This window comes from Burkholderia sp. R-40, from assembly GCF_049942845.1.
Taxonomy (GTDB): domain Bacteria; phylum Pseudomonadota; class Gammaproteobacteria; order Burkholderiales; family Burkholderiaceae; genus Burkholderia; species Burkholderia ambifaria.
The window spans coordinates 2,797,824-2,818,991 of sequence record NZ_CP187967.1 but is presented as its reverse complement, the minus strand read 5'-3'; the positions used below and the strand labels follow the sequence as shown (position 1 = coordinate 2,818,991).

Annotated in this window: 19 protein-coding genes; 11 read left to right on the top strand and 8 right to left on the bottom strand. The window is 68.0% G+C overall.

Translation table 11 applies throughout. From position 1 onward, the window contains the following. Positions 1-136 precede the first annotated feature (136 nt). The 5 genes from ACP26O_RS13055 to ACP26O_RS13035 all read left to right on the top strand — a co-directional run bounded on the left by ACP26O_RS13055 (position 137) and on the right by ACP26O_RS13035 (position 5,308). Positions 137-667: a hypothetical protein gene (locus ACP26O_RS13055; RefSeq protein WP_176308000.1), complete on the top strand. Its 531-nt coding sequence runs from the start codon at positions 137-139 to the stop codon at positions 665-667. Between the two features lie 530 nt (positions 668-1,197). Then, complete coding sequence (locus ACP26O_RS13050) at positions 1,198-1,350, top strand: hypothetical protein (RefSeq protein ID WP_155626355.1); 153 nt, start codon at positions 1,198-1,200, stop codon at positions 1,348-1,350. Between the two features lie 59 nt (positions 1,351-1,409). Then, positions 1,410-2,087: a helix-turn-helix domain-containing protein gene (locus ACP26O_RS13045; RefSeq protein WP_176308001.1), complete on the top strand. Its 678-nt coding sequence runs from the start codon at positions 1,410-1,412 to the stop codon at positions 2,085-2,087. 106 nt (positions 2,088-2,193) lie between these two features. Next, complete coding sequence (locus tag ACP26O_RS13040; RefSeq protein ID WP_176308002.1) at positions 2,194-3,921, top strand: ATP-dependent nuclease; 1,728 nt, start codon at positions 2,194-2,196, stop codon at positions 3,919-3,921. Further along, the gene (locus ACP26O_RS13035) at positions 3,914-5,308 is read left to right on the top strand and encodes a UvrD-helicase domain-containing protein (RefSeq protein ID WP_059894212.1); all 1,395 of its coding nucleotides are present in this window, start codon (positions 3,914-3,916) and stop codon (positions 5,306-5,308) included. Before ACP26O_RS13040 ends, ACP26O_RS13035 begins: the two co-directional genes overlap by 8 nt. Positions 5,309-5,815: 507 nt before the next feature. Here the strand turns inward: ACP26O_RS13035 and chrA are convergent. Both chrA and ACP26O_RS13025 read right to left on the bottom strand, forming a co-directional pair. Then, on the bottom strand, positions 5,816-7,027 hold the full coding sequence (gene chrA, locus ACP26O_RS13030) for a chromate efflux transporter (protein WP_175665465.1): 1,212 nt from the start codon (positions 7,025-7,027) through the stop codon (positions 5,816-5,818). A gap of 106 nt (positions 7,028-7,133) precedes the next feature. Then, the gene (locus ACP26O_RS13025; protein ID WP_126228846.1) at positions 7,134-7,841 is read right to left on the bottom strand and encodes a Crp/Fnr family transcriptional regulator; all 708 of its coding nucleotides are present in this window, start codon (positions 7,839-7,841) and stop codon (positions 7,134-7,136) included. An 81-nt stretch (positions 7,842-7,922) separates the two neighbouring features. On the opposite strand from ACP26O_RS13025, the gene ACP26O_RS13020 reads away from it, so the two are divergent. The 3 genes from ACP26O_RS13020 (at position 7,923) to ACP26O_RS13010 (ending at position 10,202) form a co-directional block, all read left to right on the top strand. After that, positions 7,923-8,447, top strand: a complete 525-nt coding sequence (locus ACP26O_RS13020; RefSeq protein ID WP_175665466.1) for a DUF962 domain-containing protein — start codon at positions 7,923-7,925, stop codon at positions 8,445-8,447. Beyond that, positions 8,440-9,495 (top strand): 2-dehydropantoate 2-reductase, encoded by a 1,056-nt coding sequence (locus tag ACP26O_RS13015; protein WP_175665467.1) that lies wholly within the window; start codon positions 8,440-8,442, stop codon positions 9,493-9,495. The genes ACP26O_RS13020 and ACP26O_RS13015 overlap by 8 nt, the downstream gene beginning before the upstream one ends. 92 nt (positions 9,496-9,587) lie before the next feature. After that, positions 9,588-10,202 (top strand): methyltransferase domain-containing protein, encoded by a 615-nt coding sequence (locus tag ACP26O_RS13010; protein WP_175665468.1) that lies wholly within the window; start codon positions 9,588-9,590, stop codon positions 10,200-10,202. 15 nt (positions 10,203-10,217) lie between these two features. Here the strand turns inward: ACP26O_RS13010 and ACP26O_RS13005 are convergent, their stop codons facing one another. Both ACP26O_RS13005 and mdtD read right to left on the bottom strand, forming a co-directional pair. Beyond that, positions 10,218-11,492: an EAL domain-containing protein gene (locus ACP26O_RS13005; protein ID WP_012364534.1), complete on the bottom strand. Its 1,275-nt coding sequence runs from the start codon at positions 11,490-11,492 to the stop codon at positions 10,218-10,220. 189 nt (positions 11,493-11,681) lie between these two features. Beyond that, positions 11,682-13,118 (bottom strand): multidrug transporter subunit MdtD, encoded by a 1,437-nt coding sequence (mdtD, locus tag ACP26O_RS13000; protein ID WP_105832515.1) that lies wholly within the window; start codon positions 13,116-13,118, stop codon positions 11,682-11,684. 266 nt (positions 13,119-13,384) lie between these two features. Between mdtD and ACP26O_RS12995 the strand changes: the two genes are divergently transcribed. After that, the gene (locus ACP26O_RS12995; protein ID WP_011657732.1) at positions 13,385-13,708 is read left to right on the top strand and encodes a DUF2917 domain-containing protein; all 324 of its coding nucleotides are present in this window, start codon (positions 13,385-13,387) and stop codon (positions 13,706-13,708) included. Here ACP26O_RS12995 and ACP26O_RS12990 read toward each other — a convergent pair. Continuing rightward, positions 13,681-14,913, bottom strand: coding sequence for a citrate/2-methylcitrate synthase (locus tag ACP26O_RS12990; RefSeq protein ID WP_175665469.1), 1,233 nt, complete (start codon positions 14,911-14,913; stop codon positions 13,681-13,683). The two genes, ACP26O_RS12995 and ACP26O_RS12990, sit on opposite strands and share 28 nt — an antisense overlap. A gap of 139 nt (positions 14,914-15,052) precedes the next feature. Here ACP26O_RS12990 and ACP26O_RS12985 point away from each other — a divergent pair, with 139 nt between their 5' ends. Beyond that, positions 15,053-16,444, top strand: a complete 1,392-nt coding sequence (locus tag ACP26O_RS12985; protein WP_175665470.1) for a CoA transferase — start codon at positions 15,053-15,055, stop codon at positions 16,442-16,444. A gap of 21 nt (positions 16,445-16,465) precedes the next feature. On the opposite strand, the gene ACP26O_RS12980 is transcribed toward ACP26O_RS12985, so the two are convergent. Further along, complete coding sequence (locus tag ACP26O_RS12980) at positions 16,466-17,212, bottom strand: GntR family transcriptional regulator (RefSeq protein WP_034177022.1); 747 nt, start codon at positions 17,210-17,212, stop codon at positions 16,466-16,468. 166 nt (positions 17,213-17,378) lie between these two features. On the opposite strand from ACP26O_RS12980, the gene ACP26O_RS12975 reads away from it, so the two are divergent. After that, complete coding sequence (locus ACP26O_RS12975) at positions 17,379-18,224, top strand: aldo/keto reductase (RefSeq protein WP_175665471.1); 846 nt, start codon at positions 17,379-17,381, stop codon at positions 18,222-18,224. Between the two features lie 9 nt (positions 18,225-18,233). Here the strand turns inward: ACP26O_RS12975 and ACP26O_RS12970 are convergent, their stop codons facing one another. Both ACP26O_RS12970 and ACP26O_RS12965 read right to left on the bottom strand, forming a co-directional pair. Next, positions 18,234-18,896: a hypothetical protein gene (locus ACP26O_RS12970; protein WP_426356244.1), complete on the bottom strand. Its 663-nt coding sequence runs from the start codon at positions 18,894-18,896 to the stop codon at positions 18,234-18,236. Between the two features lie 1,106 nt (positions 18,897-20,002). Then, positions 20,003-21,013 carry a HoxN/HupN/NixA family nickel/cobalt transporter gene (locus tag ACP26O_RS12965; protein WP_175665089.1) on the bottom strand — a complete coding sequence of 337 codons (1,011 nt, stop codon included), beginning with the start codon at positions 21,011-21,013 and terminating at the stop codon, positions 20,003-20,005. Positions 21,014-21,168 lie beyond the last annotated feature (155 nt).

The window sequence follows — 21,168 nt, the reverse complement described above, 5'->3', positions numbered from 1 at the left end:
CGATCGCGGACAACGGCGCAACGGGCCAACTTTCTACTATGCGGTGTTCGAGCGCCGGACAATATCCTCGGTTGAGCGACCGCCAGTCCGGATCCTAATCAATCGTACAAAATGCGCATAACGTACCGCAAAAGACATGAATCTGATCACTCAACTCCCCGACTGCACCACTCAAGCCACCGAAGATCTCACCTACTCACGCGTCTTGTGCTGGCGTGTGTTACAGCCCACCGGAAGCGAAAATCGCGTCTTCAACGTTCTGCTGCGCTCGTCGCGCGAGGGATACCTTGTACGCCTGTCGGAGGTGCTCCGGAAACGCGAAGGCGACAGGGTTAATACCCGTGAATACGTCACGCTTACGAACCCTCCAAACATAGGCGCCCCGTCCGGTGAGTCGTTCTATAGGGAGCGGGTGCGGCTGCGCAACGAGATGATTGGCTGGATTAAGGCGCAGCTGGCGGTAGGTGCCGTTGCACTAACACGCGAGCTTCCAGTTCCGGTCGGGGTTACTGTCACGCGCGCGACTGGCGAGTACCACCTCCTGGCTTTCCCTTACCCGGGAGCGCGGATTGTCGAAGTCGTGGCGACGGCAGACGATCTGTCCGATCTCGACGGGGACATTAGCTGGCGGGTACCGACGGACGGTGATCAGTCGTGGGCCGACTGATCGATTCGACAGGGAAGATGCGGCTGGCACCGCCGCCGCAAGAGCGCCTGTGACCTAAGACACGGAAAGCGCGCTTAGCCAGGTCGATGGCATCATCGTGGCGCTATGCGTCTCTCCTTAAACTAGGAGCGGTCGAAAATCCGAACCGGGAGCCTCGATCGACATTCAAGTATGTCGTAGCCATTTCAAGATGTCGGGGTGCCGGCCAGATAGATGGAATGGTCCCTCAGTGCACAACGCAAAAGGGCGAGGCCAGCAGTCCGTGCAGACTTCGAACAGAGCCCCCGGTACTCTGAATAGACGGTCGCATTCGCTTCCCGACGGTGACTTCAGTTCACGGAGGCGCAGGATAGCCCCTCCCGTGAACTAAGCTAAGCATCGCATGAACGGCGCGCAACGAGCATAAGTTATTGCTACATAAAGCTTTTCAAGATATTCTGGCTTGTAGATCCTGCACCTATATCTAGATACACTTTCCTAAAGTCGATAAATTCCGGTTCATCAGCTCAACGTCCGAAAGGAAGGACCAGATGAACAAGGAGTTGCTGCTTTTCTGCTTGGATTGGTTGTCGGCAAATGCGCCGTCGCTGGTCCAGCTGCTCACCGCGCTGGTGCCCGTCATGGCGCTTGGGGTCGCCGGGTACGCGCTTTACGTCGCGTCGAAGAAGGGGGGCCAGAAGTGATCCGATCCTCGCAATGGCATCGACTGCCCTCCGCACCTGTGCTCGCGGCTCTGCCTGAGATGAAATGGAGCACTGCTGACAATGCGAGGCCTGCAGCTGAAACGTCGGCGCTGATGTTGTTTGTTGCGCTCAACTTCATGGCGACGGCATGGCTCGACGAGCAAGGGTGGTACGTGGCAGTCGCCGAAGGGACGTACGTTGATCTCGGCGAGGCGACCGGCTTATCGCGCGCGCTGATCTCGGCAGGACTGCAACGCCTGGTGGCGCTCGGCCTGATTTCGCCTGAGGGTTCACATCAGAAGCGCCGCTATAAGATCAATTGGCCGGAGGAGCACCGCTTCTTCAAGTTGCCCTGCCATGCGATCGTGGCGGGCAATGTGATCAAGCCGTTCGCGCATTTCACAATGCGCTCGAAGCACGAACTGCACGCGATGAAGCTTTACCTCTACTTCGCGGCGGTTCGTAGCAACCACGCCTATTTTTCGATGGCATCGTACGAAACCATCTCCGAGCGGACTGGCATCTCCGAGCGGGACATCCGCAAGGCGATCAGTCTGCTGATCGGCACCGGGCTGCTGGTCGGAATCAACCGCGACCACAGCCACGTCTCGACCGTGAATGAGCCAAACAAGTACTACCTGACGGGCTATCAGGCGCTGGTGCAGCAGAAGAGCGGCACCCCCGACGGAGGGACCGCCGTCACGCCGGCATCGACGGTCGCAGTTGCCATTACCTAGCGTGAGTGGGTGCACCGAGCAGGATTCCCGCGGCGGCTTCGTTCTGCCGACAGAAGAAGGAAACATCGCGGGCATGGCGTGCATGGCGGACAGGACGGAGTATGGGATGCAGGTAAGACAACTGAAGATCAGCAACTTTCGTGGGATCGCTGCACTCGACTGGAAACCGCAGTCTCCGCTCTGCTGTCTCATCGGCGTGGGCGATACCGGTAAATCCACGGTCCTCGACGCCATCGAGGCAGCCCTGTCCTCACGCTGGCTCACCTTCAGCGAAGTTGATTTCCTCGATGGAGATACGGCGACGCCAATCTGCGTCGAGGTCACGGTCGGAGAATTGTCGAAGGCGCTGAAGTCAGACGAGCGCTTTGGCCTGTACATCGGCGGCTGGTCGGTAACTGGGACGCTGAACGACGAGCCGGAAGACGGCGATGAACCGGTGCTCACCGTGCGACTAACTGTCGACGCCACGATGGAACCAATATGGGAGCTAGTGCGCGACTCTGCCACCCACCCGCGCACACTCTCGAACAGGGACCGAGGGTTGTTCGGCCTGGTGCGGCTGGCAGGTGACGACGCCCGACACCTGACTTGGGGCCAAGGCTCGGTGCTTGCCAAGCTGACGGGTGATGCCGACGACGCCGCTCGCAACCTTGCCGATGCCTACCGCACGGCGCGCAGCAGCGCGAAGCTCGACAAGGTGACGGCACTTGCGGATGCCGCGAAAGTGGCGCAGGCGCAGGCCTCCTCCCTCGGCGCTTACGTGCAGGATGAGTACGGCCCCGGCCTTGAGCTGCTGCGGGGTGGGTTCTCCACCAGTTCGATCGCACTCCATGACGGCAGCGTCCCCTTGCGGCTCGCGGGCCTAGGAACCCGGCGGCTGGCGACGCTGGCAATTCAGCGTTCCGCCATCACGGAAGGTGCCATCGTCCTGATCGACGAAATCGAACATGGCCTTGAACCGCACCGTGTGATCGGCGCGATTGCACGCCTCAAGGAGGCACAGGCGGCCGCCGCGACGGAGAAGAGGGCGGTGGGACAGCTTCTCATGACCACGCATTCCGATGTCGCTATCGGCGAGATCGAGGCGCGCAACCTCTATGTCGGGCATCGCGACAGGGCCAGCAAGTGCGTCGAATTCCACGCACCTTCGATGCTCTCATCCTTTGCGAAGTTAATGAAGAAAACGCCGCGGGCTCTGTTCGCGCGCCGCATCGTCATCTGCGAGGGCGTGACAGAGGTGGGTCTATTGCTTGGCTTTCGCGATCCCTTGTGCGCACGCAATAGGGGTGTCCCCGTCGAACAGCGCGGCGTCGCTTTTGCAGATGGCGAAGGAGCGCAAGCCCCGCAACTGGCAATAGCGCTTGCGGCGCTCGGCTACCCCGTCGCCTTGTATCGGGACTCCGACCGTCCGATGACACCGGACGAGACGCGCGACATCGTCGCCGCCGGCGTCGTAGTCTTCCAGTACGACGGCGCGATGGATACGGAGACGTCGCTGTTCACAGCAGCCAGCGATGCGCAGGTGCAGGCGCTGCTAGACTATGCTCGCGCCGAGAAGACCGAAGAATCGGTCGCGGCGACCTTGAAGGCCAGGGACGCCGAGCTGACGCCTGAGACGACGAGCCTTGCCTTCGACACGTGGGAACTGTTTGTTACCGCAGACGGCGCTGCCCTTCGCGCGACTCTGGCGGAAATTGCATCAAAGAAAAACTGGTTCAAGGAACTGCATTCGGGGCGCGCCATCGCGCCCATCGCATGGGAGATTGTCGAGCAAGCGCCCGCATCGGCTTTCTCGAGGTGCGTACGAGCGCTGGAGGCTTGGCTCTATGCCTGAGGCCCGCATCTTGGCCGAGCTTCCCGTCGGCTCTCTAATCGCACCGGCGGGCCACGGAAAGACCGAGGCCATCGCGAAGACGGCGGCGCTAGGTATCCGGACGCTTATCCTCACGCATACACATGCAGGCGTAAACGCGTTGCGCAGCAGGCTGAAGCGTCTCGGCATACCTGCAGGTGCGGCGAACGTAGACACCATCGATGGATGGTGCATGCGCTATGTGCGCGCCTTCCCCAAGCGCGGCCACCCGCCAGCGGGCATGCCTACCGGGGCCGAATGGAGCGCGCTTCGGCAGAACGCCCTCAACGTGCTGAAGATCTCGGCGGTCCGCGACGTGGTGCGATCCTCGTATGACCGTATCCTGATTGACGAGTATCAGGACTGCGATCCCGGCCAGCATGCGCTTGCCATCGCGCTCTCCGAGATTGTTCCTACGATCGTATTCGGCGATCCGATGCAGGGCATCTTCGAATTCGCGAACGCCCGGCTGCGCTGGCAGCGCGATGTTTATCCGATCTTCCCGCTCGCGCTCGAACTGGAAGAGCCGCGCCGCTGGCAGAAGAAAAACCCGGCCCTTGGTGCTTGGATCGCCGAGACGCGCCAGCGCCTCATCCGCGGCGAGCGCATCGATCTGGACTCCGGTCCGGTCACGTTTCGGTACACCGACGAAGCCTTCGACATGGGCGCGTTCTTCGAAGGCATCGGGGATCGCGAGGGAACATCCGCTGCGATCCATTGCCGCCGGGGCATGTGTGACAACCTGGCCCGCGCAACGCGAGGCATGTACCAGTCCATCGAGGAGGTTGCTGCTAGGCGGCTGACGAGATTCGCTTCCGACTGGGATGGCAGCGCAGACGCACAACAGCGTCTGGACACCGTCTTGGCCCTGAGCAAAGATTGCTTCCATAAGCGCGAGAAGCAACCCAACGAGGAGTTGTCGCCCGACCAAACGCAGGTCATCGACGAAATGAAGACTGCCGCGCGACAACTGGGAGGCGCTGACTGTGCCGAAGCGGCTCGCGAGTTCATGCGGCTCGCGCGGCGTCACCCGCGCTGGCGGTTATTCCGGGGGGAACTATGGCGCGACGCCGAGCGTGCACTGGGCGAACTGGCTGCCGATCGGGCGGCTACCCTCGCCGAAGCCGTGCTGAAGATCCGACTGCGTGTGAGTGCTGCGGGCCGCTCTCTGCAGCGACGGACGATCTCGACGCCCCTGCTGCTCAAGGGCCTGGAGTTCGATCACGTGCTGATTCCCGACGCCTCGCACTTCGGCAACGAGGACTACGCGCAGGCGAAGCTCTTCTACGTCGCAATCTCCCGAGCGACGCAGAGCCTGACTATCACCGCACCGGGTCGGTATGTTCAATTTCCACGGCCCGATCTATGAGGGGGATGCTCTTTAGGTGGGTCAATCGGGACACCGCGCGCACGACCTTGATGGCCGCCGTTCGTCGTGCCTCGACGGCGGGGTTCTTGTACGGCGGCGGTGGAAGTCGTCGACAACCCAGAGTCTTCCGCAATTAACGCTGGCGGTGTGATCGTCTTTACCCGCCCACTGCGATTGCACAGATGAACAAAAAAGCCAGGAAATATGCTTTCAATGAGATTTCATGTCGGGCTGAAAACGCAGATGACATAGGAAGCATACGCAATTCTTTATGAATGAATAGAATTTTATGCGATATTTTATATAAAGAGCCGATGATTTCCTGTTCCAACCGCGCATGCGCGAGGTTGGTGCGTTCCAAACTTAATTGCGAAACATTCCAGACTTTATTGTCACGGGACACGTGTCCTGCGTGCTTATGCGGCACGCGGCACCGTAAAAAAAGCCCTCGTCACGAGGGCTTTTTTGTTTTTGTCGGACGTGAATCGGCGCACGACATTCGCGGGATCAGGCGATCATCCCCGCCAACCATCCGAGCGCCGCGCTTGCGATCACGACCGCCCACGGCGGCACGCGCCAGAACACCAGCGCGACGAACGCGACGAGTGCGGCCGCGAAATCGCCCGGCGACACGATCGTGTCCGTCCATACCGGGTGATAGAGCGCGGCGAGCAGCAGCCCGACGACGGCCGCGTTCACGCCCGCGAGCGCGGCCTGCATGCGCGTGCTGCGGCGCAGGCGTTCCCAGAACGGTGCGGTGCCGGCCACGAGCAGGAACGACGGCGCGAAGATCGACACGAGCGCGATCGTCCCGCCGAGCCAGCCGTTCGGCGCATCGCGCAGCGACGCACCGAGGAAGGCCGCGAATGTGAAGAGTGGCCCCGGCACAGCCTGCGCGACACCGTAGCCGGCCAGGAACGCCGAATCGCCGACCCAGCCCGGCGCGACGACGGCGGCCTGCAGCAGCGGCAGCACTACGTGGCCGCCGCCGAACACCAGCGCACCGGTGCGGAAGAACGCGTCGACGACGGCGAGCGTGTTCGAATGGAACGCGCGGGCCGCGAACGGCAACACGACGATCAGCGCGGCGAACAGCGCGAGCCACAGCACGCCCGCGCGGTGCGACACATGCAGCGGCAACGGCTCGTGCGCGCCGCGCTCGGGCTGCGGCAACAGCACGAGACCGGCTGCACCCGCCGCGACGATCACGGCAACCTGCAGCCACGCGGCCGGCACGAGCAGCGCGATGGAGGCCGCGATCGCCATCAGCGTGACGCGGCGCGCATCCGGGCACAGCGTGCGCGCCATGCCCCATACCGCCTGCGCGATCACCGCGACCGACACGATGCGCAGCCCGTGCAGCGCGCCGGCGGCGACCGGCATGCCCGTCGCATGCACGCCGAGTGCGAACAACATCATCAGCAGCGCCGACGGCAACGTGAAGCCGAGCCACGCGGCGAACATCCCCGCATAGCCCGCGCGCGCGAGGCCAATCGCCATCCCGACCTGGCTGCTCGCCGGCCCCGGCAGGAACTGGCACAGCCCGACGAGATCCGCATAGGCGCGCTCGGTCAGCCAGCCGCGCCGCGTGACGAACGTATCGCGGAAGTAGCCGAGATGCGCGACGGGGCCGCCGAACGACGTGAGGCCGAGCCGCAGGAATACGACGAACACGGGCCAGGCGTGGCGGGACGGGGCGGTGACGGTCGACGTGTTCAAGCGCGGATCGGGGAGGGGGAACGAGCCGCCACGATAGCGCAATGCCATGACGGCGGGAACGCGATGTTGCGGCGCTTGCTGCGATTGTTGCGCTTGCGTGGCAGTATCAGTCCGTGCTGCCGGGCAGTCCGCTCGCGCGGCGCAGCGCGTCGACGTCGACGAGTTCGATCTCGCCGACGTGCAGCCGCACGACGCCGTCGGCCTGCAGCGCCTTCAGCAGCTGGTTGGTGGTCTGCCGCGTCAGCGACAGCATCGCCGCAAGCTTTTCCTGCGATAGCCGGATGTGCGTGCGGCCGGCGCTGATCCCGCCGTAGCCTTCGGCGATCATCAGCAGCCGCGCGGCGAGCCGCTGCGCGGCCGGCATCACGCTCATCGATTCGACGTTCAGGAGGCTCAGCCGAAGCTTTTGCGCCATCAGCAGCGCGAACTGCCGCCAGTACTGGGGCGTCGTGTCGAGAATCGCGAGCAGCGCGGCCTGCGGGACGTGCAGCAGCAGCGTGTCGTCGAGCGCGATCGCATCGTGGGTCCGCGGCTGGCCGTCGAACAGCGCGATCTCGCCGAACCACGTGACGGGCTCGGCGACCATCAGCAGCGCTTCCTTGCCCTGCGGATCCACCGCGCCTATGGTGAGGGAGCCGGCCAGCACCGCATACAGCCCGCATGGCGGGTCGCCGCGGCGGAACAGCGCGCGGCCGGCCGGCAGGCGCCGCACCGCGGCGCGGGCGAGCAGGTCGGCGCGCAACGCCGGCGGCAGCGCGGCGAACCACGGGTGCGCTTCGATCTGCGGCAGGTAAGGGGCGAGCGACGAGGGCATGGGCACGCGATGTCGGGTAGCTGACAGAGGTTCTCGGGCGTGACGCGCATCATAGCGCTCAATGATCGTTCAGGAGACACCATGAAGACGCTCGAGGACCACCTTTCCCAGTATGCGGCCTACCATCGCGACGCGCGCAACATCGCGACGCACCTGGTCGGTATTCCGATGATCGTGTTCGCGGTCGAGGTGCTGCTGTCGCGGCCGGCGCTCGGCACGCTGGCAGGCGTCGCGCTGTCGCCCGCGCTGTTGCTTGCCGTGGCGTCCGTCGTGTTCTACCTGCGCCTCGACCTGCGCTTCGGCGTGGTGATGGCCGCGCTGTTCGCGCTCGGCCTGTGGGCCGCGCAGACGCTCGCGCTGCTGCCCACCGCGCAGTGGCTCGCAATCGGCGTCGCCGCGTTCGTGGTCGGCTGGATCGTGCAGTTCGTCGGGCACTGGTTCGAGGGGCGCAAGCCCGCGTTCGTCGACGACCTGGTCGGCCTGATCGTCGGGCCGCTGTTCGTCGTCGCCGAAGTCGCGTTCTTCGCGGGCCTGCGCGGCGACGTGCGCCGCGAAGTCGAGCGGCGCTCGGGGCCCGTCCACGGCGGCGCGCATTCGCATGTCTGACCCGTCGGCCGCGCCCGTCTGCGTGTTCGGCGCGGGCGCGGTCGGCTGCTATCTCGGCGGCCGGCTCGCGGCGGCCGGTACGCCGGTGACGCTCGTCGGTCGCGCCCGCATCGGCGACGCGATTCGGGCGAACGGGCTGACCTTGACCGACTCGCGCGGCTATCGCGCGACGCTGGAGCCGGCCCGGGTCGCGTTCTCGACCGATCCGGCCACTGCGGCCGCCGCGCGGCTCGTGCTCGTCACGGTCAAGTCGGCCGCGACGCATGACGTCGCGGCGCAGCTCGCCGGCGTGCTGCGGCCCGGCACGGTCGTCGTCAGTTTCCAGAATGGCCTTTCCAACGCCGACGTATTGGGCGAGGCGCTGCCGCAAGCGACCGTGCTGGCCGGCATGGTGCCGTTCAACGTGATCGAGCGCGGGCCCGGCGCGTTTCACCAGGGTTCGACCGGCGCGCTCGCGGCCGATGCGTCGCCCGCGCTGCGGCCGTTCACCGGCGCGTTCGCGCGTGCCGGGCTGCCGCTCGCGCTGCGCCGCGACATGCGCGCCGTGCAATGGGCGAAGCTGCTGCTGAACCTGAACAACGCGGTCAATGCGCTCGCGAACCTGCCGCTGCGCGACGAACTCTCGCAACGCGCATACCGGCGCTGCGTCGCGCTGGCGCAGCGCGAAGCGCTGCACGTGTTGGCCCGCGCCGCGATCCGGCCCGCGCGGCTCACGCCGTTGCCGGCCGCATGGATTCCCGCGGTGCTCGAGTTGCCCGATCCCGCGTTTCGCGCGCTGGGCGGCCGGATGCTCGCGATCGATCCGCTCGCGCGTTCGTCGATGTCCGACGATCTCGCCGCACGTCGGGCGACCGAAGTCGAATGGATCAACGGCGAGATCGTCCGGCTGGCCGCGCGCTTCGGCGCGCCGGCGCCGGTCAACGCGCGGCTGTGCGCCCTCGTTCACGACGCGGAAACGGCGGCATCGCGGCCGGCCTGGCGAGGCGACGCGCTGTGGGCCGAACTGACGGCCGATGCGACCCGCGCGGGCGGCATGCGAGCGGCGTAGCGCCACGCGCGGCGCGCCATACCACGCGCGATGCGCAGCGGCTAAGATGCGTGATGCGTCGCCCGATCAGACGCGTACGCGGAGCAATCGCCATGGTGGATCGCCCGACTGTCGATGCCTACGAAGCCCATGCCGCGCAATACGCGCAGGACTGGCTCGACGAGGCCGCCCCCGACGACATGTACGCGCTGCTGGAGCAGTATTTCTCGCCGGGGCCCTCGGCCCATGTCGGCTGCGGCGCGGGGCGCGACACCGCGTGGCTCGCTTCGCAAGGATTCGACGTGCGCGGCTACGACGCGAGCGTCGCGCTCCTCGCCGAGGCGCGCTTGCGTTACCCGTCGCTGACGTTCGAATTGGCCGCGCTGCCGGCGCTCGCCGGCGTGCCGTCCGGCGCGTTCCGGAACGTACTGTGCGAAACGGTCGTGATGCACCTCGAACAGACCGATGCGGCCGCGGCGGCCGCACGGCTCGCCACATTGCTGATGCCCGGCGGCACGGTGTACCTGAGCTGGCGGGTGGCCGGCCACGGTGCGTTGCGCGACGAGCGCGGCCGCTTGTACACGCCGCTCGATTCGGCGCGCATGCGTGCGGCGCTCGGCGCCGGCATGCAGGTGATCGACGAGCATGAAGTCGTCAGCGCGTCGTCCGGCAAGCGCGTGCATCGGCTGATCGCGCGCCGGGCTGGCGATGTCAACGGCGCCGCATGAGCGCGGCGCGCATCCTCATTCGCGGTTGAGCGCCGCTTCCCAGTTGATGTCGACGCACAGCACCTGCATGCCGGTCGCGACCGGCGCGGCGATCGATGCGGTCACGCACAGGTGCGCCTCGTTGATCGACAGGTACGGCGGCGTCAGATGCACGCGGCCCGGCGCACGCATCGCGTGGCTGAAGTACGGGCGGCGCTCCCAGCTCGCGCCTTCCGAATGCAGCAGCGGCCGGAAGCGTTTCGCCCGCTGCGAGACGCTGCCGCGCGCGAGCACGTTGTCGCCGATCTGGCGGCCCGATGCATCGAGCAGGAAGCAGCGCGCGGTTTCCGGCAAGCCGAGCACGGCGCCGGCGGCGTCGATCAGCGGCTCGCCGGCGGCGAGCTTCTGGCTCGCTTCCTCCAGCGCGGCGACGTACGGCGCGAGGCGTTCGGCCTGCGTGCGCTCGCGTTGCGCGACGCGCAGCCGCAACGCGGCCGACAGCGTGTCCATGCAGCCGGCGGCGGCCTGCGGCTGAACGGGATCGACGCTCGGCCCCGCGAAGTACTGCCCTTGCACGAAATCGACGTCGCATTCGAGCGCGATCAGCGCGTCGCGCTCGGTCGCGAGGCCGCCCATCAGCACGAGCTGGCCGGATTCGTGCAGCAGCGACACGAGCCCGGGCAGCACGCGTTCGAGATGCGAATGCTCGCTCGCCTGCGCGAGGATGCCGCGATCGAGCGTGACGATGTCCGGGTGCAGGTGCCACACGCGATCGATGTTCGAATGCTTCGCGCCGAAGCCGCCGAGCGCGATCAGGAAGCCGGCCTTGCGCAACCCGTCGACGATCGCCGCGTAGCGCGGCGTCTCGCCGCCCGCCTGTTCGGGCACTTCGAGCACCACGCGATGCGGCGGCAGGCCGAGCGCCTTCAGGTTCGCGAGCAGCGCGTCGCCGTAGACGGTGTCCATCAGCGCGGCCGGATGCAGGCTCAGGAAGAGCCATTCGTCGTGACTGTCGAACGCGTGGAAGTTGCCGAGATGCAGCGATTCGGCGAGCCGGCCGAGCTCGAGCAGGTCGCCGCGCCGCGCCGCCTGCGTGAATACCTCGTGCGACGCGACCTGGCGGCTTTCCTCGTCGTGCGCGCGCAGCGACGCGTGATAGCCGATCGCGCGGCGGTGCGACACCGAGAAAACCGGCTGGAACACGCTGAACACGGTGTACGCGCCGTACAGCACGGTGCGCCGCTTTCCGTCGTCACCGGCGACGGGGCGGGGCGGCTGGAAGCCGGGGGGATCGATGTCGATCATGCTCATGATGTCGGCCGAAGGGAGACTGCCAGTTTACCTACAGAATAGGCGAGCAAGAAGCATGCACGGCATCGTGCCCCGTGCGGCGGGCCGCCGCGGCCGCCGGCTGCCGCGCGGTGCAGCATGGCCGCACCGACATGGTGCGCGCCGCGCCGCCGTGGCGATCGCGGCGATCTCGCCGGCGTGCGCCGGGCGTCACGCGCGTTCGGACGGGTCGGTCTTCTGCGCGCGGCCGCGGATTTCGGGGGCGAGTTGCGCGAAGATCCACGCCGACGCGGCCGTGATGATCCCCACGCAGATGAAGGTTGCATGGAACGCCGGCAGCGTATTGCTCGGCGTCACCGTGCGCAGCATCCCGGTGAAGGTCGCGAGCAGCGCACCGGCAACGGTGACGCCGAGGCTCATCGACAACATCTGCACGAGCGAGAACAGGCTGTTGCCGCTGCTTGCGCCGCCGGTGCCGAGATCCTTCAGCGTGAGCGTGTTCATCGCGGTGAACTGCATCGAGTTGAAGCCGCCGAACAGCGCGAGGTGCACGACCTTCACCCAGACGGGCACCGTGTCGCGCATCAGCGCGAAGCTCGCCATCATCACGCCGACCATGATCGTGTTCACGAGCAGCACCTTGCGGTAGCCGTGCCGCGTGATCAGCTGCGTGATGATCCGCTTCGAGAACATCCCCGCCGCCGCGACCGGCAGCATCATCAGCCCGGCCTCGAACGCCGAATAGCCGAGGCTCACCTGCAGCAGCAGCGGGATCAGGTACGGCATCGCGCCGCTGCCGATCCGCGCGAACAGGTTGCCGAGCAGGCCGACGCTGAACGTATGGATCTTGAACAGTTCCAGCGAGAAGATCGGCTGCGGCGCGCGCACCGCGTACAGTCCGTACGCGACGAAGCACGCGAGGCTCAGGATCAGCAGCACGAGCACGGCCGCGTGCTGCATGCCGAGATCGGCGAGCCCGTCGAGCGACAGCGAGATCGCGACCATCCCGATCGTCAGCAGCAGATAGCCCTTCAGGTCGAAGCGGCCGACGGCCGGATTGCGCGAGTCGGGCATCGAGTAGAAGGTCGCGATGCAGCCGGCGACGCCCACGGGCACGTTGATCAGGAAGATCCAGTGCCACGACGCGATCTTCACGAGCCAGCCGCCGAGCGTCGGCCCGATCAGCGGCCCGATCAGCCCGGGAATCGCGACGAACGACAGCGCGCTCAGGTAGCGTTCGGCCGGGAACGTGCGCAGCACGGCGAGCCGCCCGACCGGCAGCAGCATCGCGCCGCCCACCCCCTGCACGACGCGGAACACGACGAGCTGCTGCAGCGTATGCGCGTTCGCGCACAGCAGCGAGCCGAGCGAGAACACCAGGATCGCGCTGAAGAACACGCGCCGCGTGCCGAACGTATCCGCGAGCCAGCCCGAAACCGGAATCATCACCGCCATCGTCAGCGAGTACGCGATCACGACCGACTGCATCCGGAGTGGCGATTCGCCGAGACTCACGGCCATCGACGGTAGCGCCGTGTTGACGATCGTCGCATCGAGCGTCTGCATGAAGAAGCCCGTCGCGACGAGCCACAGCATCACGGTGAGGTTCTTTTCGCCGGGAGCGGCGGCGGGCGGGGGTTGGAACATGGGGGCGGACCGGGGGCGCGGGACAGCCGCCATTGTAGGCAAAGCCGCCGGAACACGCAGAATGGGGGGCCCCGCCAGCCGTCAGGACATGAAACCGGGCGTACCGGCACCGGGCGACCGGCAGCGGGCGTACCGGCAGCGGGCGGACGCCCGTCCGCCGGCGGACCGGTACAGTTCAGCCGAAAGTGTCTGCAGGCGTATCTGTCCGCGTGTCGCCGCCGTCCGGAATACTGGTGTCATCGAACCCACGCGACCCGGAGGCGGCCATGCGCGAACTGCGACTCTACGAAATGGACGGCAACGAGCCGGCCGCGCGGTGGCGGATCGTCGATCGCACCGCGCTGCAGGTCGCGGACGGCGACCTGTGGGTGACGGTCGAGGGCCGGCCCGACGATCATTGGCTGCGCGCCGGCGAGTCGCTCTCGCTGCTGCCCGGCATGCGCGTATGGATCAGCGCGGCGGCGGGCGGTGCGGTGTTCGCGTTCGGCCCGCAGGCGGCGCCGGCCGTGCACGCGACGCCGATCGCGTGGCGACGGTTTGCGGCATGGCGCGCCGGCCGCGCTCAGGCCGTCGCATCGCTGCCGACGTAGCGCGCGCGAGGCCGGATCAGCTTGCCATCCGCATACTGTTCGAGCGCATGCGCGATCCAGCCCGCGGTGCGGCCGGCCGCGAACAGCGTGAACGCGGCGCCGTCGGGCAGCGCAAGCGTGCGCTCCAGCACCGCGAGCGCGAAATCGATCGACGGGCGCAGGCCGGTCGCCGCTTCCACACGCGCGGCGAGCGCGCGAGCCATCTGGAGCGGCGCCCGGTCGGGGAGCGTCGCGTGCAGTGCGTCGAGCAGCGCACGGGCACGCGGATCGCCGTCGGGATAGAGCGGGTGCGCGAAACCCGACAGCACCGTGCGGGCGCCGTCCGCGCGTTCGTCGTGCGCGACGCGCAGCGCGAGATAGCGGTCGAGGTCGGCGGCATGCGCCGCTTCATCGAGCAGCGCGCCCGCACGGAACGTCTCGCCGCCGTGGCGCGGTCCCGACAGCGCGGCGAGCCCGCCCGCGATCGCGCCGAACAGGTGGGTGCCGGTCGACGCGATGCAGCGCACCGCAAAGGTCGACGGATTCAGCTCGTGATCGGCGCACAGCACGAGCGCGCGGCGCAGCAGGTCGGCTTCGTCGCGCCGGCGGATGCGCCACGCGGCGCCGAGTTGCCGATGCACGGGCGCGTCATTCGGCGTGCTGCCGGCCAGCGCGGCCGCCGTCACGCGCAGCAGCAGCGTGGCCGCGTCGAACTGCGCGTCGCGCCCCTGCGCCCACAGGCGCGGCAGCGACGCGGCCGCGGCGGGGAGCAGCACCAGCGTGCGCTCGAGCGGCGCCAGATGTGCCCAGCGGCTGGCCCAGTCGTCCCACTGCGCGGCGTCGAAACCGGTCGACGCCGGCGATGCGGCGGCCAGCCGCGCGGGCGGACAATCCCACAAACGTGCGGCCGCTTCCTCGAGCGTCGCGTCGTTCGCGAGCGCGATCGCATCGGCGCCGCGGTAGTGCAGGCGGCCGTCGGCGATCTGCGTGATCCGCGATTCGAGCACGGGCACGCCCCAGTCGAGCGAGCGTTCGGCGACGCCGCCCGCGCGTTTCGCATCGGCGCGGCGGCGCGCGAGCAGGCGCACCTCGTCCGCGTCGTAGCGGCGGCGCTTGCTCGCGCCATCGGGCAGCGAACGCAGCAGCCCGCGGCTCACATACGCATAAAGGGTGCTCATGCTGACACCGAGGATGCCGGCGGCTTCCGGCGCGCTGAGGGACGTCATGCGGATCGCTCCTGTCGGGGCGCATGAAACGCGGCCCGGCTACAACTATTCGTTATGCATTGATTCGCGCAATCAAGATTGATCGCACTCGTCGCGAATTCTAGACTCGATTGAGTCTCCTCAACGGCGCGCTTACACCATGACACCCGAACTCGCATTGACCCGTTTGTGGCAACTCGCGCACGGCGCGCCTGACGCGCTGGCCCGCGCGGCCGTGACGGGGCAGGACCCGACGCTGCCGTCGACGTTCCACGTCGGCACGCTGGCCGCGGCGACCATCGCGGCAGCCGGCCTCGCGGCGGCCGAATGTCACCGGCTGCGCACGGGTGTCGCGCAGCGCGTCGACGTGTCGATGCGCGACGCGCTCGTCGCGTTCCGCAGCGAACGCTACCTGCGCGTGGACGATGGGCCGCCGCCGGAGCTGCGTCATCCGGTGACGGGCTTCTACGACACGCGCGACGGACGCTGGATCCAGCTGCATGCGAACTTTCCCCATCACCTGCACGGAATTCTCGACGTGCTCGGCTGCGGCCCGCAGCGCGACGACGTTGCCGCGGCGATCCGCACATGGGACGGCGCGGCGCTCGATACCGCGCTGGCCGAGGCCGGCCTGTGCGCGGCATTGATCAGAACCCCTGACGAATGGGCTTCGCACGACCAGGCGCGCGCGCTCGCGTCGCTGCCGCTGTTCGAGATCGAGCGGATCGGCGAGGCGCCTGTCGAGGCGATCGGTCGCGGCGAGCCCGACCAGCCGCTAGCGGGCGTGCGCGTGCTCGATCTCACGCGCATCATCGCGGGGCCGGTCGCGGGCCGCACGCTCGCGTCGCACGGCGCGCAAACGCTGCTCGTCAACGGCCCGCACCTGCCGAACATCGCGTCGCTCGTGATCGACAACGGGCGCGGCAAGCGCTCGACGTGGATCGATCTGCGCGAGCCGGCGGGCGTCGCCGCGCTACGCGATCTCGCACGCCACGCCGACGTATTCCTGCAAGCCTATCGCCCGGGCGCGCTCGCGGCGCGCGGGTTCTCGCCGCAGGCGCTCGCGGAACTGCGGCCGGGCATCGTCTGCGTGTCGGTATCCGCTTACGGACACGCGGGGCCGTGGTCGATGCGGCGCGGCTTCGACAGCCTCGTGCAGTCGGCGAGCGGCATTGCGTGGAGCGAGCAGCGCGCCGCGCACGCGGACGGCCCGCGCCATCTGCCGTGCCAGGCGCTCGATCATGCGACGGGTTATCTGGCGGCGTTCGGCGCGATGATCGCGCTCGCGCGGCGGGCGACGGAAGGGGGAAGCTGGCACGTGCGGTTGTCGCTCGCGCAGACGGGTCGCTGGCTGCAATCGTTCGGCGTGGTGCCGGACGGTCTGCACGCGGCGGAGTTCACGCCTGACGACGTGCGCGACCGGATCGACCGGAGCGCGTCGCCGTTCGGCACGATCGATGCGGTGCGCCCGGCCGAACGCCTGTCGGCGACGCCGCCGCGCTTCGCCCGGCCGCCCGTTCCGCTCGGCACGGACGACGCGCGCTGGCTGTAAGCGCCGGCTGCGCCGTGCCCGTTACTTGCGCAGCTCGACGACGAAGTCGTAGTAGTCGTTGCGGCAGTAGGTATCGGTGAGCTCGATCGCGCGCTGGTCGGCCGTATAGCCGATCCGCGTGATCAGCAGCAGCGCATCGTGCGGCGCGATGCCCATCTGTTGCGCGATCTCGTCGGTCGCGTTGACTGCGCGGAAATGCTGCAGCGCGCGCACGATCGGCGTGCCGCGCGCTTCGAGATAGCTGTACAGCGAACCGCCGATCGCCTGCGGATCAGGAATCAGCGTGGCGGGGAATGTCGAGTTCTCGACGGCCATCACGATGCCGTCGGCGAGGCGCAGGCGCTTCAGCCGTGTAACGGATGCGGCCGGCGACAGCCCGAGCTGAATCACTTCGTCGCGGTTCGCCGGCTGGATTTCGCGCTCGAGCCATTGCGAGCTCGGCTTGAAGCCGCGGCGCTCCAGCATCTCGCTGAAGCTCGACAACCGCGACAGCGGATCCTCGTAACGCGGCTGGATGAAATTGCCGGCGCCCTGCGTGCGGCGGATCAGGCCCTGCTCGACGAGCAGCGCGATCGCCTTGCGCGCGGTGATGCGCGACACGCCGAGCGCCTCGGACAGCACGCGCTCGGACGGTAGCGCCTCGCCGGCCGCCCAGCGATTGTCGTGGATCGCGTCGCCGAGCTTGCGGGCGAGCTGCAGATAGAGCGGCGTGTCGTTGTCGGGGTCGGGGCGCAGGTCCTGCCAGCGGTCGTCCGTGGGTGACTTCATGGAATGGGTATCGATCAGGTTGCCGGCCATTCTAAGTCATCATGCGGCGCCGTTATAGCCGGTTTTTGCCGTGTAATACGTGAAGGCCGCACCGATTGACTACACTGATGCGTCGTATTCGATGCTTCGGCCGCGGTGCGCGGCCACGAACCGCAGCGAGGAACGCATGACAGACACGATCGCCACGGTCGTCCTGCCGGACGGCGAGACGATTCCGAAGCTCGGCCTGGGCACCTGGGAAATGGGCGAGCGCCCCGCGCGCCGCGCCGACGAGATCGCCGCATTGCGCGAGGGTATCGCGCTCGGGATGACGCTGGTCGACACCGCCGAGATGTATGGCGACGGCGCGACCGAGGAACTCGTCGGCGACGCGCTGGCCGGCCTGCGCGACGACGTGTTCCTCGTCAGCAAGGTGTACCCGCATCATGCGAGCCGACGCGGCGTCGTCGCCGCGTGCGAGGCGAGCCTCGAACGTTTGCGTACCGATCATCTCGACCTGTACCTGCTGCACTGGCGCGGTTCGGTGCCGCTCGAGGAGACCGTGGAGGGGTTCGATGCGTTGCGGCGCGCGGGCAAGATCCGGCACTGGGGCGTCAGCAACTTCGATACGGCCGACATGGCCGAGCTCGTCGACGAGGCGGGCGGTGGCGCGTGCGCGACCAACCAGATCCTCTACAACATCGCGCGGCGCGGTCCGGAATTCGACCTGCTGCCGTGGCTCGCCGACCACCGGATACCCGCGATGGCCTACAGCCCGGTCGATCACGGGCGGCTGCCGAAGCGCTCGCCGCTCGACGAGATCGCGCGGCAGCGCGGCGTGTCGGTGACGCGTGTCGCGCTTGCGTGGGTGCTCGCGCAACCGGGTGTGTTCGCGATTCCGAAGGCTTCGCGGATCGAGCACGTGCGCGACAATCGTGCGGCGCTCGACCTCGTGTTGAGCGATGACGAGCGCGCGCAGATCGACGGTTATTTCCGTCCGCCGCGCAGCAAGCGCGCGCTCGAAATGCTCTGACGGCACTGCTCAGGCGATGCGTCGGTCAGTGGCCATGGCCACCGGCCGATCCACCGCTGCCGCCGCCGCCACTGCCGTTGCCGACACCGTTGGCGCCGCCGCTGCCGGCGCCACCATTGCCGTTGCCATTACCGTTGCCACCGCCATTGCCGTGGCCACCGATTCCGTGACCGCCGGTGCTGCCGCCGCCGTTACCTTGGCCACCGCTGCCGCCGGCGCCGCCGCTGCCGCCGCTGCCGCCGCTGCCGCCGGCGCCGCCGCTGCCGCCGCTACCGCCGCTACCGCCGCTACCGCCGCTACCGCCGCTACCGCCGCTGCCGCCGCTGCCGCCGCTGCCGCCGCCGCCGCTGCCGCCGCCGCCGCCGCCGCCGCCACCGCCGCTGCCGCCACCGCCGCCACCGCCGCTGCCGCCACCGTTGCCGCCGCCACCGTTGCCGCCGCCGTGACCGCCGCCATTGCCGCCGCCGTGACCGCCACCGCTGCCGCCACCGCTGCCGCCGCCGTTGCCGCCACCGTGACCGCCGCCGTTGCCGCCGCCGTGACCACCGCCGTGACCACCGCCGTGACCACCGCCGCCACCGCCGCCCCCGCCACCGCCGCCACCGCCGCCACCGCCGCCACCGCCGCCACCGCCGCCACCGCCGCCGCCGCCGCCGCCGCCGTGACCGCCACCGTTACCTACGCCATTTCCACCACCATTGCCGCCACCGTCGCCATGACCACCACCGCCGTGACCACCATGACCACCCGAAGTGCCGCCACCCGAGGTGCCGCCACCCGAGGTACCGCCACCCGAGGTACCGCCACCCGAGGTACCGCCACCCGAAGTGCCGCCACCCGAAGTGCCGCCGCCCGAAGTACCGCCACCCGAGGTACCGCCGCCCGAGGTACCGCCGCCCGAGGTACCGCCACCCGAAGTGCCGCCACCCGAAGTGCCGCCGCCGGAAGTGCCACCGCCCGAAGTACCGCCACCCGAAGTACCGCCACCAGAAGTGCCGCCGCCAGAAGTGCCACTACCAGAAGTGCCACTACCAGAAGTACCACCACCCGAAGCGCCGTTACCCGAAGTGCCGCCACCAGAAGACCCATCACCCTTACCTCCGTTGCCGGACGCAGTCCCGCCACTGCCTGTGCCATTCATACCGCCGGATGTTGATCCCGTGGAACCACTGACCCCCGCGGGCCCGACCGCGCCGCTTCCGCCATTACCCGGACTGCCACCGCCAGTGGTATTGCCGGCACCGCTGCCTGCCGCGCCGCGGCCGGCATAGACGTGTACCGCGCATGCAGCCGGATTGGCGGCGCAGGACGCCGCATCCTCGACCAGCATCATCACGGGGTCCGCGCCCGCAATCGCGTCGGGCGCGGCGCCGGGCGTCGCGTCCTGCGCACTGGCGTACGAACAGCAGCAAGCAAACGCGGCTGCGGCCAGCAGGGTGGTGTGAAAGCGCCGGCCCGCCGTGCGGGACAATTGTTTCGTTCTGCTCATCATTGATCTCCCCGATGGGCGCGATGCCTCGTCACGCGCGACCGTCAACGTGTGATGCAGGGGACCAGCAACGATGCAATGTCGTATCGGCGGCCGATGCGTGTCGCGCTGGCGCCCGAGGGCAGTCGCGAACACGGATCGGCACGCGGGCCCGCCGTGCGAATCCCTATCTGCGAGATTCGTGCCACCGGCCGGCTATGCCCGTGGCGCAAGGCGTGCACTCGTTGCCCGACAGCGCGTGAAACGCTGTCGGGCGCATTTTGTTTCTGGAATGAAACGTCTGACCAGATCAGCGCGCCGTTGGATCGGCAGCGCGCGGCCAGCGATGGCAGAGGATCGACGCGATCCAGCCGACGAGGAACAGCGCGACGATGCCATAGCCGATCGCGCCGAAGTGTTCGCCGAGCGTATCGAGCGCATCGCGTACGGGGCCCGTCAGCGACAGTTTGTCGGCGAGCAGGCCGGCGGCCTCGATCCCGCCGACGGCCAGCGCGACGACCGCCGACAGCAGCGTGATGCTCGCGTTATAGAGCAGCTTGCGCTGCGGGTCGTCCATCGCCCAACCGTACGCATGAATCATCAGCACGTTGTCGGTCGAGTCGATCAGCGTCATGCCGGCCGCGAACAGCGCGGGAAACAGCATGACCGTATAGAGCGGCAGCGCGTGGCTCGCCTGCGCGGCCGCGATCGCGAGCAGCGCGATTTCGGTTGCAGTATCGAAACCGAGGCCGAACAGCACGCCGACCGGATACATGTGCCAGCTTTTCGACACGAACCGGAACAGCGGGCGCAGCAGCCGCGACACGAGGCCGCCCGCCCGATGCGTGTGCGCGCCGCCATGGGCATGGTCCGGCGCGCCGCGATAGCGCCGCCACACGCCGCGCAGGATCACCAGGTTCATGCATGCGAGCACGAGCAGGAACGTCGCGGACACCGCCGTGCCGATCGTGCCGCCAATCTCGCGGAATGCGTCGAAACGGTCGCGCAGCGCGAACGCGGTCAGCGCGATGCCGAGCGTCGCGGCAATCACGATCGTCGAGTGGCCGAGCGAGAAGAACAGGCCGACGGTCACCGGACGCTGGCCGTCCTGCATCAGCTTGCGCGTCGCGACGTCGATCGCTGCGATGTGATCGGCGTCGACCGCGTGACGCAGCCCGAGCCCGTACGCGATCGCCGCGGTGCCGAGCAGCAGCGGATGGTCGCGCAGCACCGCGAACGCCCACAGCCAGACGGCGATGTTGGCGACGATCAGGCCCGCATACAGCGTCAGCAGGCGGCGCAGGGCAGGGGTGGGCGGCATGGGGAAGGTTCCATCGGACGAATCGCGATCCATTGTGGCATGTGCAAAAAATGCCTGGCGTGCCGATCGAAAACGTCGGCGGCCGCGCGCATCGGCGCGCTCGACGGACGAAAAAAGGCCCGTCCGGAACCGGACGGGCCTTCGGCTTGCCGTCG

Excerpts from the sequence above, each read along its gene's own strand:
- ACP26O_RS13055 (WP_176308000.1), top strand. The coding sequence starts at position 137 with ATGAATCTGATCACTCAACTCCCCGACTGCACCACTCAAGCCACCGAA.
- ACP26O_RS13050 (WP_155626355.1), top strand. The coding sequence starts at position 1,198 with ATGAACAAGGAGTTGCTGCTTTTCTGCTTGGATTGGTTGTCGGCAAAT.
- ACP26O_RS13045 (WP_176308001.1), top strand. The coding sequence starts at position 1,410 with ATGAAATGGAGCACTGCTGACAATGCGAGGCCTGCAGCTGAAACGTCG.
- ACP26O_RS13040 (WP_176308002.1), top strand. The coding sequence starts at position 2,194 with ATGCAGGTAAGACAACTGAAGATCAGCAACTTTCGTGGGATCGCTGCA.
- ACP26O_RS13035 (WP_059894212.1), top strand. The coding sequence starts at position 3,914 with ATGCCTGAGGCCCGCATCTTGGCCGAGCTTCCCGTCGGCTCTCTAATC.
- ACP26O_RS13025 (WP_126228846.1), bottom strand. The coding sequence starts at position 7,841 with ATGCCCTCGTCGCTCGCCCCTTACCTGCCGCAGATCGAAGCGCACCCG.
- ACP26O_RS13020 (WP_175665466.1), top strand. The coding sequence starts at position 7,923 with ATGAAGACGCTCGAGGACCACCTTTCCCAGTATGCGGCCTACCATCGC.
- ACP26O_RS13015 (WP_175665467.1), top strand. The coding sequence starts at position 8,440 with ATGTCTGACCCGTCGGCCGCGCCCGTCTGCGTGTTCGGCGCGGGCGCG.
- ACP26O_RS13010 (WP_175665468.1), top strand. The coding sequence starts at position 9,588 with ATGGTGGATCGCCCGACTGTCGATGCCTACGAAGCCCATGCCGCGCAA.
- ACP26O_RS13005 (WP_012364534.1), bottom strand. The coding sequence starts at position 11,492 with ATGAGCATGATCGACATCGATCCCCCCGGCTTCCAGCCGCCCCGCCCC.
- mdtD (WP_105832515.1), bottom strand. The coding sequence starts at position 13,118 with ATGTTCCAACCCCCGCCCGCCGCCGCTCCCGGCGAAAAGAACCTCACC.
- ACP26O_RS12995 (WP_011657732.1), top strand. The coding sequence starts at position 13,385 with ATGCGCGAACTGCGACTCTACGAAATGGACGGCAACGAGCCGGCCGCG.
- ACP26O_RS12990 (WP_175665469.1), bottom strand. The coding sequence starts at position 14,913 with ATGACGTCCCTCAGCGCGCCGGAAGCCGCCGGCATCCTCGGTGTCAGC.
- ACP26O_RS12985 (WP_175665470.1), top strand. The coding sequence starts at position 15,053 with ATGACACCCGAACTCGCATTGACCCGTTTGTGGCAACTCGCGCACGGC.
- ACP26O_RS12980 (WP_034177022.1), bottom strand. The coding sequence starts at position 17,212 with ATGAAGTCACCCACGGACGACCGCTGGCAGGACCTGCGCCCCGACCCC.
- ACP26O_RS12975 (WP_175665471.1), top strand. The coding sequence starts at position 17,379 with ATGACAGACACGATCGCCACGGTCGTCCTGCCGGACGGCGAGACGATT.
- ACP26O_RS12965 (WP_175665089.1), bottom strand. The coding sequence starts at position 21,013 with ATGCCGCCCACCCCTGCCCTGCGCCGCCTGCTGACGCTGTATGCGGGC.